Source organism: Streptomyces daghestanicus (assembly GCF_020521275.1).
Taxonomy (GTDB): Bacteria; Actinomycetota; Actinomycetes; order Streptomycetales; family Streptomycetaceae; genus Streptomyces; species Streptomyces griseoviridis.
The window spans coordinates 428,095-441,521 of the sequence record NZ_BNDX01000007.1; the positions used below are offsets into that span (position 1 = coordinate 428,095).

Annotated in this window: 11 protein-coding genes and 1 pseudogene; 4 read left to right on the forward strand and 8 right to left on the reverse strand. The window is 75.3% G+C overall.

The window, feature by feature from the left end; genetic code table 11:
• Positions 1-5: 5 nt before the first annotated feature.
• From Sdagh_RS09225 to Sdagh_RS36690, 3 genes and pseudogenes are all read right to left on the reverse strand, one after another.
• A complete protein-coding gene (locus Sdagh_RS09225) occupies positions 6-1,634 on the reverse strand; it encodes a phytoene desaturase family protein (RefSeq protein WP_189424727.1) in 1,629 nt (542 codons plus the stop codon).
• The gene (locus Sdagh_RS09230) at positions 1,627-2,127 is read right to left on the reverse strand and encodes an SRPBCC family protein (protein WP_189424752.1); all 501 of its coding nucleotides are present in this window, start codon (positions 2,125-2,127) and stop codon (positions 1,627-1,629) included. Before Sdagh_RS09230 ends, Sdagh_RS09225 begins: the two co-directional genes overlap by 8 nt.
• A gap of 445 nt (positions 2,128-2,572) precedes the next feature.
• Positions 2,573-2,872: pseudogene (locus tag Sdagh_RS36690) on the reverse strand (sigma factor); the annotation flags it as partial.
• A 114-nt stretch (positions 2,873-2,986) separates the two neighbouring features.
• Between Sdagh_RS36690 and Sdagh_RS09240 the strand changes: the two are divergent.
• Both Sdagh_RS09240 and Sdagh_RS09245 read left to right on the forward strand, forming a co-directional pair.
• Positions 2,987-3,880 carry a hypothetical protein gene (locus Sdagh_RS09240; protein WP_189424729.1) on the forward strand — a complete coding sequence of 298 codons (894 nt, stop codon included), beginning with the start codon at positions 2,987-2,989 and terminating at the stop codon, positions 3,878-3,880.
• Positions 3,881-4,035: 155 nt separating this feature from the next.
• Complete coding sequence (locus Sdagh_RS09245; RefSeq protein WP_189424731.1) at positions 4,036-5,178, forward strand: S1 family peptidase; 1,143 nt, start codon at positions 4,036-4,038, stop codon at positions 5,176-5,178.
• Positions 5,179-5,233: 55 nt separating this feature from the next.
• On the opposite strand, the gene Sdagh_RS09250 is transcribed toward Sdagh_RS09245, so the two are convergent.
• The 4 genes from Sdagh_RS09250 to Sdagh_RS09265 all read right to left on the reverse strand — a co-directional run bounded on the left by Sdagh_RS09250 (position 5,234) and on the right by Sdagh_RS09265 (position 9,163).
• Complete coding sequence (locus tag Sdagh_RS09250; RefSeq protein ID WP_189424734.1) at positions 5,234-5,659, reverse strand: hypothetical protein; 426 nt, start codon at positions 5,657-5,659, stop codon at positions 5,234-5,236.
• Positions 5,660-5,754: 95 nt separating this feature from the next.
• Positions 5,755-7,029, reverse strand: a complete 1,275-nt coding sequence (locus tag Sdagh_RS09255) for a cation:proton antiporter (RefSeq protein ID WP_189424736.1) — start codon at positions 7,027-7,029, stop codon at positions 5,755-5,757.
• Between the two features lie 589 nt (positions 7,030-7,618).
• Complete coding sequence (locus Sdagh_RS09260; protein WP_190078182.1) at positions 7,619-8,662, reverse strand: polyprenyl synthetase family protein; 1,044 nt, start codon at positions 8,660-8,662, stop codon at positions 7,619-7,621.
• A gap of 351 nt (positions 8,663-9,013) precedes the next feature.
• Positions 9,014-9,163, reverse strand: a complete 150-nt coding sequence (locus Sdagh_RS09265; RefSeq protein WP_226534904.1) for a hypothetical protein — start codon at positions 9,161-9,163, stop codon at positions 9,014-9,016.
• A gap of 279 nt (positions 9,164-9,442) precedes the next feature.
• Between Sdagh_RS09265 and ctaD the strand changes: the two genes are divergently transcribed.
• Positions 9,443-11,152: an aa3-type cytochrome oxidase subunit I gene (gene ctaD, locus Sdagh_RS09270; RefSeq protein ID WP_226534906.1), complete on the forward strand. Its 1,710-nt coding sequence runs from the start codon at positions 9,443-9,445 to the stop codon at positions 11,150-11,152.
• A gap of 231 nt (positions 11,153-11,383) precedes the next feature.
• Here ctaD and Sdagh_RS09275 read toward each other — a convergent pair whose 3' ends face one another.
• Positions 11,384-11,785, reverse strand: coding sequence for an SRPBCC family protein (locus tag Sdagh_RS09275; protein ID WP_189424413.1), 402 nt, complete (start codon positions 11,783-11,785; stop codon positions 11,384-11,386).
• A 161-nt stretch (positions 11,786-11,946) separates the two neighbouring features.
• On the opposite strand from Sdagh_RS09275, the gene Sdagh_RS09280 reads away from it, so the two are divergent.
• Positions 11,947-13,128 (forward strand): PP2C family protein-serine/threonine phosphatase, encoded by a 1,182-nt coding sequence (locus Sdagh_RS09280; protein WP_189424415.1) that lies wholly within the window; start codon positions 11,947-11,949, stop codon positions 13,126-13,128.
• Positions 13,129-13,427: the final 299 nt, after the last annotated feature.

Sequence of the window (13,427 nt, forward strand, 5' to 3'; positions counted from 1 at the left end):
GGCCCCTACCGGGAAGGCTTACGGTCACCCATCCGGTCCCGCCCGGTGAGTGCCCGCTGCAAGCGCCCCAGCCCCATCCCCCGGTACCGCCGCAACGCCGCGTGCGCCGCGTTCGCGCCGGGCGCCCCGTGCACCCCGCCCCCCGGGTGCGCGCCCGCCGAGGCCAGGTAGAGGCCGGCCACCGGTGTCTCGGGCCGCCCCGTACCGGGGACCGGGCGGAAGAACAGCTGCTGGTGGATCGCGGTCGTGCCGCCGTTGATGGCACCGCCGTACAGGTTCCGGTCCAGCGCCTGCAGCGTCGGCGGGGCCAGCACGCGCCGGGCCCGGATCAGGGCCCGGAAGCCGGGCGCGAACCGCTCGACCTGGCGTTCCACCCGGTCGGCCATGACCTCGCGTTCCCCGGCGTCCCAGCTCCCGGTGAGGCCCTCGTCGCCGGCGTCGCCCCGGATGTCGTGCGGGACGTGCGTGTACGCCCAGGCCGACTCGGTGCCGCGCGGTGAGCGGGACGGGTCGGACGTCGTCATCTGGCCGAACAGGCAGAACGGCCGGTCGGGGACCTGCCGCTGGGAGATCTGCGCCATGAACCGGGTCAGTTCGTCCAGGCCGTCGGCCAGGTGCACGGTGCCGGCCCGCGCCGCCGCCTCCGACCGCCACGGCACGGGTCCGTCCAGCGCCCAGTCGACCTTGAACGTGGCGAAGTCCCACTGGAAGCGCCGCAGGTCGTCCTGGAGCTGGGCGGGGAGATCGGCGGGGTCGACCAGGTGGCCGTACAGGTCGGGCACGGACACGTCCGCGAGCACGGCACGGCGTGCGGCGACCGTCTCGCCGCCGGCGGTGACGACTCCGACGGCGCGGCGGTCGCGGACCACGATCCGGTCGACCCGGCGCCCGCAGCGCAGGGTGCCGCCGCGGGCGAGCAGCCGGCGGGCGAGGGCGGCGGTCAGCGCGCCGGAGCCGCCGACCGGCACCGGGAACCCGTACGTCTGTCCGAGCATGGACATCAGCCAGCCGAAGCCGCCGCTGCCGGCGGCCTCCGGGGACAGATCGGCGTGCAGGGCGTTGCCGGCCAGCAGCAGCCTGCCGCCCTCGCCCCGGAACTCCTCCTCGCCCAGGCGCCGCACCGGCAGCACCAGGGTGCGGGCGAGCCGCAGTCCGCCGCCGGCCCGCAGCCGCAGGGCGAGCCGGGCGGTGGCCCGTACCGGCGGGAAGGGGGTGAACAGGGCGTCGAGGATGTCCGACCGGTAGCGCTCCCAGATGCCGTGCAGCCGCCGCCATGCGTCCCCGTCGCCGGGCGCGAAGGCGTCGAGGGAGGCGGCGGTGGTGTCGACGGAGCGGTCCAGGACCGCGCAGCCGCCGTCGGCGAGCGGGTGGGCGAGGACGTGGGGCGCGTGGCTCCACCGCAGGCCGTGGTCCTGGAGCCGCAGTCCGGCCAGCACCGGGGAGGCGGCGGCCAGCGGGTAGAAGGAACTGAACAGGTCGCTGACGAAGCCGTCGGCGACCCCGGTGTCGTGCCGGGCCGCCCCGCCGGGTTCCGGCTGCTCCTCCAGGACCTCCACGCTCCAGCCGGCGTCGGCCAGCAGGTTCGCCGCGACCAGTCCGTTGGGCCCGGCGCCGATCACGACGGCGTCAGGCACGACCCGCCCCCGGCCCGGTCCGCCGGACGGCCCCGGGCGCCGCGGGGGCCTCCGCCGCCGGGTCGCTGCTCTCGCACAGCTTGGCCAGCCGGGCGAGCATGGCGCGGTGGCGCAGGTGGATCAGGAGTTCCACGCCCGTGTTGTGCACCGCCCCGCCCGGTCCGCGCAGCGGGTGCTCGTCGACGATGACGAGGCAGTGCTCGCCCCAGGGCCGCAGCTCGATGGCGATGCGCGCGGTGCCGAGCGGGCCCGCCTTGGCCTCCAGTTCCAGTACGGAGCCTTCCTCCACGTGGCGGACGACCGTCTGGTTGGCCAGCCGCACGGGGCCGAGGCTCAGCTCGTAGTGGATGGTGGCGCCCGGTTCCGGCCACCGGCCGCGTTCCGGGGTGACCTCGGAGGGTCCCACGACCCACTTCACGTAACTGTCGGGATCGGCCAGAACCGCCCACACCGATCGCGGGCTCGCCTGGACCAGTCGATGACGCACTGCCACGCGCTTCTCCCCTGTCCGCCTGCGCGGTGCTTCCGCGCTGCGCACCGAGTGCCCCTCCGGTGGCCCGGCAACCAGGTCCTCCCTGGATCGCGGACGCCGGGAGACTCGGGCGAGGGGCCGCTCGCCGAGGCTGTCGCGCAGCCGGTGCGGCCCGCGCCGGGCGTGGCTCTCGACGGTGTTCGAGCGGCCGGCCGGCGCGTTCGGCGATCCGGGTCTGCGACAGGTCGTCGCAGAGGGCAAGCCGCAGCACCGTCTGCTGGGCGGGAAGCGGCTTGACCGGTTCCCGCCGGATCAGCAGCCGGTCGAGGACCGTCTCGGGCCGTACGGCCGGATCGCCCGGTCCGGCCGTCCGGACCGCGCCGGCCGCCGCCACCAGGCCGGAGCGGCGGGTCCGGGCGGCCAGGGCGCCGGCGGTCTTGCGGCGGGCGATGCCCAGGAGCCGGGTGCGCAGCGTGCCGCGCTCCGGGCGGTAGCCCCGGCGGCCGTGCCAGGCGGCGGCGTACACCTGCTGGGTGACGTCCTCGGCGTCCCGGGCGTCGCCCGGCGCGCGCCGGGCCAGCGCCCTGACCAGGGGCGCCCGGTCCCGGTAGGCGGCGGCCGGCTCCGCCGCGTCCACCGGTGGGGCGGTCTCGGTGCCGCGCGTCTCCGCTCCTCCCCTCCTGTACGGCCTGTACGGCCTGTACGGCGTCCTGCGGTTCTCGGTCGGCCATCGTCGGAACCACCGCGCACGGCGGGCCACTCGCACCGCTTCCGCGTCGGATCGGCGGGGGTACGGGCGTCACCGCGTTAGAGGCCGGTCCGCGCGCGGGAGGCATGGAACCGTCCGTCCGCCGTCCCGCCGACCCCAGGAGTGGCGTCGATGCACGTGGAGCAGGAGCCCGGTCTGCGGCAGGCCGTCGAGGCGGTCGCCTCGCTGCCCGAGCGGTGGACGTCCGTCGCCGAGCACACCGCGCGCGGCCTGTGGCGGCTGCCCCGGGCGGCCGACGCGGTGACGCAGGCGCTGACCGCCGCCGGGCCGGCCGGGCGCGACCGGGGCTGGGTGATGGTGCGGAGCCGGGTGGCAGAGGAGATCGCCTCGGGACGGGACTGGACCCGGGAGGCGGCGCTCTGGCTGGCGGCGGGCGCCGCCGACTGGGCGGAGTCGGCGCGGCTGACCGGCGACCTGGCCTGGCGGGCCCGGTCCGAGGGGCGCAGCGCGCTGGTCTTCCTCAGCGGCGCCCAGGTGGCCGGGAACGACCCCTGCGCGCCGTACGGCCGGGCGCTGTGGCACTGCTACCTGACGACCCTGCGCTACGACTTCCGGTGCGGGGACATCGAGGAGTTCTTCACCGGGGTGCCGGACGACGGCGAGGGCCTCGATCCCTACGTCGCCGCCATGCGGGCCTTCGCTCTGCTCGGGCGGTCGCGGGCGTCCGGCCTGCCGCTGCTGGAGACGGCGCTGGCGCGCGGAGCCCACGACGAGAAGGTCGTCCACGCCCTGCTGCACGGCCTCTGGCTCGGCGAGGACCTCCCCGGGCAGCCCGAGCGGATGCTGGAGCTGCTGGACGCCCCGGCGTTCGCCGGCGGGCTCGGGGCCGAGGCGCTGCTGCGCAAGGCGTCGGCGCTGCGGCGGCTGCGCCGGTTCGACGAGGCGCTCGCGGCCGTGCGGTCCGCCATCGACGGCCTCGGACCGCTGGAGGTGGTCGTGCACACCGACTGCGTGCGCGAGCGGGCGCTGATCCTGCTGGAGCGCGACCACCACCGCCGCCGCTGAGGCGGACCGGCCCGGCCACGGCGTCCCGACGCGTCACTGCATTGGCATGGACCTGACCCACTCGGTCTCGCTAAGCTCGCCCCACCCCTGTGAGAGCGCTCTCAGACAGCGGTTGTTCCACCCCCACCCTGCTGGAACGACGAAGGGCAACTCCCGTGAGACGCAAGCGACTCAAGCACGTCGGGCTCGCCGTCCTGCTCATGCTCGGCAGCTGGACCGCGGCCGGTACCGTCCCGGCCGCCGCGGCCGACGAGGCGCCGGCCTCCGCCGGCCTCCTGCGGGCCATGCAGCAGGACTTCGGCCTCACCCGGGCCGAGGCCGAGCGGCGGCTGGCGGCCGAGGAACACGCGGCCGGCCTGGAACCGGTGGCCCGCCGGGCCGCCGGGGACGCCTACGGCGGCTCCTGGTTCGACGCCGGCCGGGGACGGCTCACCGTGGCCGTCACCTCCGGCGCCTCCGCCGCGACCACCCGGGCGGTGGCGGCCACCGGCGCCGAGGTGCGCACCGTCGAGCACAGCGCCCGGCAGCTGGACGCCGCCAAGGCCCGCCTCGACCGCGCCGGCGCGCCCGCGGGCGTGGCCGGCTGGCACGTCGACCCGGCCGCCAACTCGGTGGTCGTCGAGGTCGTCGCGGGCGAGCGCGCCGACAACGATGTCCGGGCCTTCCTGGACAAGGCCCGCGCGGCCGGTCCGGTCACCGTGCGGCCCGTCCCCGAGGCGCCCGGCACCTTCGCGGCGGGCACGGTCGGCGGCGACCCGTACTACACCGGCAATGTCCGCTGCTCCATCGGCTTCTCGGTGCACGGCGGGTTCGTGACGGCGGGTCACTGCGGCGGGGCCGGCGCCGGGGTGAGGGGCTGGGACGGCTCGTACGTCGGGACGTTCCAGGGCTCGTCGTTCCCGGAGAACGACTACGCCTGGGTCAGTGTGGGCAGCGGCTGGTGGACGGTGCCGGTCGTGCTCGGCTGGGGCACCGTCTCCGACCAGCTGGTGCGCGGCTCGGCGGAGGCCCCGATCGGGGCGTCGATCTGCCGCTCCGGCTCCACCACCCACTGGCACTGCGGGACCGTGCTGGCGAAGAACGAGACGGTCAACTACAGCCAGGGCGCCGTCCGCCAGATGACGAAGACCAGCGTCTGCGCCGAGCCCGGCGACTCGGGCGGCTCCTTCATCAGCGGCGACCAGGCCCAGGGGGTCACCTCCGGCGGCTGGGGCAACTGCTCCAGCGGCGGCGAGACCTGGTTCCAGCCGGTCAACGAGATCCTCAACCGCTACGGGCTGACGCTGCACACGGCCTGACCGGGACCCCGGAGGAGACCCGGCCGCCCGGCGGGCCTCCTCCGGGACGCCCCGCTCAGCCCTCCCGCCCCGCCGCCCCGCCGCCCGCCGTGGACAGCCGGCGGTAGGCGGCGCGGGCGTGGTGGACGCGGGCCAGCGCGGTGCCGCCGAGGGCGGCGACGAACAGGCAGCCCAGCCAGGCCGCGTCGCGGGCGCCGGCCCAGGACAGGGTGCCGGCCGGCGGTATCGCGAAGCCGTTGAGGGACAGCCAGCACAGGACGGCCGTCCCGGGGGCGGCGGTGAACCGCGCGCACAGCCCCAGCAGGGCGGCGAGCAGGGAGAGCACCGACAGGGCCAGCCCCGGACGGCCGGGGCCGACGAGGCTGTTGAGGACGGCCACCAGCACCAGGGCGCCGACGAACGCCCCCGTCCACACCAGCGGAGCCGCCACCGGCTGGGGGACGGGCCGCGCACCGCGTCCCAGGGGCACCCACTCGACCATGCTGACGGCTCCTTCCGGTCCCGGCGGCACCGGCCGCCCCACCCTGCGGCCAGATTGTCCCACCGGCCCGGTGACCGTCCGGCGCCGTGGTCCGCCTACCGCTCGGCCTCCGCGGGCAGCGGGGCGGCGACCGGTTCCCCGGCGTCCCCTTCCGGGCCCGCGGACGGGTCCGCAGGCGGCGGTGTGCGGCGGCCGGGGAGGCGGCCGGCCACGGCGCGGAGACCGGCGGCGAGGACGGGGGCCCGGCCCGCGACGATCGGCCCGAGCACCGCAAGGACCAGGACGTACCCGGCGATGAAGGGGGCGAGCCGCGCGTCGAGCCCGGCGCTCGCCGCCATCGCGGCCAGGATCAGCGCGAACTCCCCGCGGGCGACCAGGGTGGTGGCGATCTCGGCGGCCGGCTCGGAGCCGTAGCGGTAGACCCGGGCCACGCACAGCCCCGCGACGACGTTCATGACGAGGGTGAGCAGGGCCGCCGCGGCGACCGGTACGGCGACGGAGGCCAGGTCGCCGGGGTCGATGGCGAGGCCGAAGGCGAAGAAGAAGATGGCGGCGAACGCGTCGCGCAGGGGGTGCACCAGCTCCCGGATGCGGGGCCCGGAGGGCGTGCCGGCCAGGATCAGGCCGACCATGAACGCGCCGATCGCGTCGGCGACCCCGAGCACCTCCGAGACCCCGGCGACCAGCACCGCCGCGCCCAGGAAGCTGATGACCAGCAACTCGTTGTCGGGGGTGGCGATGAGCCGGCCGACCAGCCGGGTGCCGAAGCGGGCCGCCGCGGCCAGTACCAGCAGGAACCCGAACGCCTTGCCCGCCTGGAGCGCCGTCTCCCCCAGTCCCTGGGCGCCGCTGATGACCGGTTGCAGGGCGGCGAGGTACAGCGCGAGGAAGATGTCCTCGACCACGATGACCCCGAGGATCAGCCGGGTCTCCGGGCGGCCGATGCGGCCGGTGTCGATGAGGATCTTCGTCACGATCGCGGACGAGGAGATGCCCAGCACACCGGCGAGGACCAGCGCCTCCCGCAGCCCCCAGCCCAGGGCGAACCCGAAGCCCAGGCCGGCCCCGACGTTCAGCACCAGGTAGATGCCGCCCGCGGACAGCAGCCGCCTGCCGCCGCTCTTGAGGTCGTCGAGGTGGAACTCCAGGCCCAGGTAGAACAGCAGCAGCACCAGTCCGAGCGCCGAGAGCATCTCGAAGTCGTGCGCGTCCTCCACCAGGACGAAGCCGGGCGTGTGCGGGCCGAGGAGGATGCCGGCGAGCATGAACAGGGGGATCGTCGGAAGCCCGATCCGGCCGCCGAGCCGGGCCAGGAGGGCGGCGGCCAGGAACGCGCCGCCCATGGCGAGCAGGGTGTCAGCGTGCCCCATGGCACACCGCCCCGGGCCGCGCGGGGAGTGGGGATCGCTTCACATGACGGGGATGGATACGGGTCCTCCTTCTGCTGTCTTCGTACGGGCCGGCATGTCGTGCGGCGCCGCGCCGTCCGGTCGGGGACGACGAGGACGGCGGGCGCGCACGGCCGCCCGGGGAAGGGGCACGACGACGGTGTACGGCGGTCCGCGCACCGGCCCGGAGCGCGCTGCCGCCCGGCCGGACCACGGGGCACGCCCGCGGTCCCGGCCCGGCTCTCCCCCGCCCCGGGAACCCGGGGCGCGGCCTGCCCCCACCGTCACACGGCGGGGCCGGCGGCGGCATCGGGGACGACACCCAAATCCTCGGACGGCAGCCACCCAGTGCGCCGGCGGTGGGGGCGGGCCGCGACCGACTCGGGGATATCGGCCGCGGCCCGCGCTGCCGTACCCGCGGCGCGGGAGGACGGCGCGTACGGGTACGACCTGCGGCTTCCCGGCTCCGGGGGCGGGACACTCGGCCACCCGGGTGGTGGCCCGCCGCCGCCCGCCGTCAACGGGACCCGGCACGCGTCCCTTCCCGGTGGTCCCCCGGGTGCCGGCGTGGTCAGGACTCGCGGTGGGTCATCGCCCAGGCGATGTCGTGGAGTTGCCGGTAGGCGTCCGCGGTGGGCCGGGCCCGGGAGAGGGCGCGCAGGGCCGCGGTGAGCTGGCGGCGCGCCTCGTCCTCGGCCGCCCGCCGGCCGCCGGCCTCCTCGATCAGGTGGCGGGCCAGGGCGATGTCGTCCCCGGTGAGGGGGTGCGGGGCGCGGTAGAGGGCGCGCAGCCGGCCGGCGGCCGGACCGCGGGCGGCGAGGGCCGCGACGACCGGCAGGGACTTCTTGCGGGCGGCGAGGTCGGCGCCGACCGGCTTGCCGCTGCGGGCGGTGCGGCCCCAGATGCCCAGGACGTCGTCGGCGCACTGGAAGGCGACGCCGAGCCGCCGGCCGAACTCGCGCAGCCCGCCGACGCGTCCGGGGCTGGCGCCGGCCAGGAGACCGCCGAGGGCGCAGGCGCAGCCCATCAGGGCACCGGTCTTGCCGGCCGCCATGACCAGGTAGTCGGCGACCGTCACCCCGTGGGCCTTCTCGAAGGCGACGTCGCGGCTCTGGCCCTCGACCAGTTCGTCGAGGGTGCCGATGAGTTCCTGGACCGCGGCGGCGGCCGCCCCGGCGGGGACGTCCGCCAGGGCGCGCAGGGCCGCGACGAGCAGCGCGTCGCCGGTGAGCACGGCGGCCGGGGTGCCGAACAGCGACCAGGCGGCGGGGCGGTGGCGGCGCAGCGTGTCGCCGTCGATGACGTCGTCGTGCAGGAGCGTGAAGTCGTGCACCAGCTCGACCGCCACGGCGCCGGGCACCGCGACGGCGGGGGCGGCGCCGGCGGCCACCGCGGAGAGCAGCGTCAGGGCGGGGCGCACGGCCTTGCCGCCGCCGGGATCGGCCGTCCGCGGGCTCCCGTCGGCCTCGCACCAGCCTCGGTGGTACCGGGCCACCAGGCTCTCCGCCTCGGGCAGGCCCTGCACGGCCCCGCGGAGGGCCGGGAGCAACGCCTCGTCGACCCAGTCCAGACGCGGGAAGCCGCTTACCGGGGACGGGTCGGTGGTCTGCGACACGTACAACTCTCCTCACGGTGGCACCGGAAGACGGGACGGGCGGCGGTCCGGGGGCGGTGACGCGGGGAGGCGGCGGCGACGATCACCGCACCGGACCGGCCACCGTGTCAGTCAATCGGCTGCGGTGTCCGCCACCGTGGCCCCGGCGCCCCGCCCGGCCAAAGATCACCGGAGCAGCGCAGCCCCCCGCCCCGGGGCGGCCGACGGTCGCGGACGCGGCGGGCGGACGTGCGCCGGCCCCGCCGCGGGGGTGTGCGGCGGGGCCGGCCGGGACACGGTGTGGGCACCTCCGGCACGCGGGGATCACCGGGCACATGACCCCGCGGGCCGGACGCCGGGGCCGACGGTCGGTCAGCACGGCGTGGTGGCCATCAGTCTCTCGAACGAGGACATGCAGTCCGGGCAGTGCCGTGCCCGTTCGCCGTCGGTCGCCGCGATGCGTTGCCGGAGCTGCTGCCCGCACAACGTCGCCGCGGCCTGCTTGGCCATCACATGCCACACCAGGGCTCCGCCCGGCTTTTCCGGGCCTACGCACATCTCGTACATTCCGGCCTCCCGGGTTGGACGCCGCTGTCACAGTCCAGGAGACACCGGTTCCGCGCGCACCCCTACCGTGCGGGGGCCATTCGGGTGAACGGGCGGGCGGCGACGGGGCCCCGGTGGCGGCCGGGACACCCCCTGCGGGGCGGAACGGTCAGCCATCCGGCCCCATCGGCGTGGACGTCTGACGCCGTGTCGGAATACCGCACGGGTACGGATGGGTCCGACCCGAGGAAGCTGATGGCGACACAGACCGAACCGACCGCCGCGGTGCGGACGGCCGTCCCCCGCAGCCGGGGCCGGGTGGTCATCTCCTGGCTGACCACCACCGACCACAAGAAGATCGGGCACCTGTACCTGATCACCTCGTTCTGCTTCTTCCTGATCGCGGGCGCCCTGGCGATGGTGATCCGGGCGGAGCTGGCCCGGCCGGGGCTGCAGCTGCTCTCCACCGAGCAGTACAACCAGGCGTTCACGATGCACGGCGCGATCATGCTGCTGCTGTTCGCGACGCCGACCTTCGCCGGGTTCGCCAACGCGGTGATGCCGTTGCAGATCGGCTCGCCGGACGTCGCCTTCCCCCGGCTCAACATGTTCTCGTACTGGCTGTTCGCCTTCGGCGGGCTGATCGTGCTGGCCAGTTTCCTGACCCCGCAGGGCGCCGCCGACTTCGGGTGGACGGCGTACACCCCGCTGAGCGGGGCGGAGCACACGCCGTACGTGGGCGGTGACCTGTGGATCATGGGGCTTGGGCTGTCCGGGTTCGGCACGATCCTCGGCGCGGTCAACTTCATCACCACGATCATCTGCATGCGGGCGCCGGGCATGACCATGTTCCGGATGCCGATCTTCACCTGGAACGTGCTGCTCACCTCGGTGCTGGTGCTGCTGGCCTTCCCGGTGCTGGCGGCGGCCCTGCTGGTGCTGGAGGCCGACCGGCGGTTCGGGGCGCAGGTCTTCGACCCGGCGAACGGGGGCGCCCTGCTGTGGCAGCACCTGTTCTGGTTCTTCGGCCATCCCGAGGTGTACATCCTCGCCCTGCCGTTCTTCGGCGTGGTCAGCGAGATCATCCCGGTCTTCGCCCGGAAGCCGATCTTCGGTTACGCGGGGCTGATCGGCGCGACCATCGCCATCACCGGCCTGTCGGTGGTGGTGTGGGCGCACCACATGTTCGCGACCGGGGCGGTGCTGCTGCCGTTCTTCTCCTTCATGAGCTTCCTGATCGCGGTGCCGACCGGGGTGAAGTTCTTCAACTGGATCGGCACGATGTGGCGGGGCTCGCTGTCGTTCGAGCCGCCGATGCTGTGGGCGGCCGGCTTCCTGGTGACGTTCCTCTTCGGCGGGCTGACCGGCGTGCTCCTCGCCTCCCCGCCGATCGACTTCCACGTCACCGACAGCTACTTCGTGGTGGCCCACTTCCACTACGTGCTGTTCGGCACGATCGTCTTCGCGATGTTCGGCGGGTTCAGCTTCTGGTGGCCGAAGATGACCGGCACCATGCTGGACACCCGCCTGGAGAAGGTGCACTTCTGGACACTGTTCACCGGCTTCCACACCACCTTCCTGGTGCAGCACTGGCTCGGCGCCGAGGGCATGCCGCGCCGGTACGCCGACTACCTGTCCGCCGACGGGTTCACCGCCCTGAACACCGTCTCCTCCATCGGCGCGTTCCTGCTGGGCCTGTCCACGCTGCCGTTCCTCTACAACGTGTGGAAGACGGCCCAGCGGGGCGAGAAGGTGGGGGTGGACGACCCCTGGGGGTACGGGCGTTCGCTGGAGTGGGCGACGTCCTGTCCGCCGCCCCGGCACAACTTCCACGCGCTGCCCCGCATCCGCTCCGAGTCGCCCGCCTTCGACCTGCACCATCCCGCGCTGGTCCAGCTGGATGTGAAGGAGCGCACCGGGCAGCGCGACGTGCTGGACGCGCCGGGGCACGAGAGCGACCGGTAGGGGCGGGCGCCCCTGACTTTTCTCAGGGACACCTGGCGTCCCCCGCTCCCTACAGTGCCGGGTGACCGACAGGTGCCGCGCGCCGCGGCCCATCAGCACAGGGGGAACCCATGATGTCCCGTCCCTTCGCCCGGGCGGCGCTCCTCACGGCGGCCGGAACGCTGATCCTGCTGGCGCCGCTCGTCGTGCTGGCCCCGGCGCCCTGGTGACGCCGGCCGTACGCATGCGCGTTCAGCCGGTGTGTCCCGCCACCTGTTCCGCCAGCCGGTCCAGGCTGGTGGCGAGGGCGTCGTCCACGGCGGCGCGCCCCGGGTCGTGCCGGTCGTCGAAGAAGGAGAGGTGCACCGTCACCTCGCTGGTGCCGTCGTCGACGCCGGCCACCTGGAGCCAGCCGGCGTAGGCGCCCTCGTCACGTGTCCCCCATTCCAGCCTCAGCTGCTCCGGGCGGGCCCGCAGCAGGGCGGAGGTGTCCTGGCCGGTGCGGTCCTCGTGCACGGTGACGGCGGGCGGGTCGTCGATGCGGACGTGCAGGTCGCGGGGGAGCCAGGCGTCCAGCCGCCCGGCGTCCGCGGCCCGCTCGAAGACCTGTCCGGCACCGGCGGGCAGGGTGCGGGAACGCTCGTACTCGGTCATCGCGGCACCGCTCCTCGGTCGGGGTGTCCTGTCGGTCACCGCGTGCCCGGTCCACGGCGGCCGAAGCGTCCGGGCCGGCGCCCGCCCGGCGCGCGGGGCGCGGGGCCCGGTGCCAGACTGGCGCTCTACGCGGCCCATCGAGCGCGACGAGGGGAGACGAGGTGTCGACGGGAGAGCCGGGCGACGCGCGGCTGCACGAGTTCCTCGCCGATCCGGAGCACCTGACCTCGGATCTGCCGACCGCCGTGGCGCGCTGCGCGAAGGCCCTGGACCTCCAGCACGCCGTGGTCTACCTCGTCGACATCCAGCAGCGGCACCTGGTCCCGCACACCGACGTGGCCACCCCGCTGCCCGTCGACGGCTCGCTGGCGGGCTGGGCGTACCGGACGCAGTCGCTGCGGGTCGAGGAGGCCGCAACCGGCGGGGTCACCGCCTGGTTCCCGCTGCTGGACGGCGCCGAGCGGCTCGGTGTGCTCGCCGTCAGCCAGCCCGCGCTCACCTCGGGATCGCTGACCCGGGGCCGCGCGCTGGCCTCGCTGCTGGCCATGATGATCACCTCGAAACGGTCCTTCGAGGACTCCTTCGCCCGGTGCACCCGCACCGAGCGGATGCGGCTGCCCTCGGAGATGCTCCGCGCCTTCCTGCCGCCGCGCACCATCGGCGACGGCACGGTGGTGTCGACCGCCGTCCTGGAACCGGCGTACGAGATCGGCGGGGACGCCTTCGACCACTCGCTGACCGGGACGACCCTGCACGTCACCGTCCTGGACGCCATGGGGCACGACCTGGCGTCCGGGCTGACCAGCGCCGTGTCGCTGGCCGCCTGCCGCAACGCCCGGCGCAACGGTGCCGAGCTGCCCGATCTGGTGCGCACCGTGGACGAGGCGCTCGCGCGGTGGCTGCCGGAGAAGTACTGCACGGCGGTCATCGCCCAGCTCGACCTGGCCACCGGTGTGCTGCGCTGGTGCAACTGCGGGCATCCGGCACCCCTCCTCATCCGCGACGGGCAGTTGCTCATCGACGCCCTGGAGCGGGAAGCCGACCCGCCGATGGGCCTGCCGTCCCAGCTGTCGCCCCGGCCGCGCCGGATGCACGAGGTGGCCCTGGAGCCCGGTGACCGGGTGCTGGTGTACACGGACGGGATCACCGAGGCCCGCACCCACGAGGCCCGGCTGATGGGCCTGGAGCGGTTCGCGGACTACGTCATCCGGGCCACGGCCGGCGGGGAGCTGGCGCCGGAGACACTGCGCCGCCTGATCCACTCGATCCTGGACGCGCGGGGGAACCGGCTGCGGGACGACGCGACGCTGCTGATGTTCGAGTGGCGGCCGCCGGCCCGCTGACCCGCCCCGTCCGGCGGCACGGTCCCGATCCGGTGCGCGCCCGCGGCCGGCCGAGGACGAGATCCTTGCCGGCCGGGGTGACGCGCGTGGAGCCGGCCAGGCAGGACCCCTCACCGGTGGTGGAACCGGTGTCGGTGACCCGGGCGTGACCCAGGTGGCCAGGTCCTGGGCGGCCGTCTCCGGCAGGGCGCCGCGTTGCCACCCGGCGCGGGCCTCGCGCGCCGCCGCCGGGTCGTGCCGTCCGGTCTCCGCGAGCCGGGCGGACATCCAGCCGGTCCAGGGTGCGGCGGTCGTCGTCC

What these genes read in the sequence shown, in the direction of transcription:
- Sdagh_RS09240 (WP_189424729.1), top strand. Translation starts at nt 2,987, where the DNA reads ATGCACGTGGAGCAGGAGCCCGGTCTGCGGCAGGCCGTCGAGGCGGTC.
- Sdagh_RS09250 (WP_189424734.1), bottom strand. Translation starts at nt 5,659, where the DNA reads ATGGTCGAGTGGGTGCCCCTGGGACGCGGTGCGCGGCCCGTCCCCCAG.
- Sdagh_RS09255 (WP_189424736.1), bottom strand. Translation starts at nt 7,029, where the DNA reads ATGGGGCACGCTGACACCCTGCTCGCCATGGGCGGCGCGTTCCTGGCC.
- ctaD (WP_226534906.1), top strand. Translation starts at nt 9,443, where the DNA reads ATGGCGACACAGACCGAACCGACCGCCGCGGTGCGGACGGCCGTCCCC.
- Sdagh_RS09275 (WP_189424413.1), bottom strand. Translation starts at nt 11,785, where the DNA reads ATGACCGAGTACGAGCGTTCCCGCACCCTGCCCGCCGGTGCCGGACAG.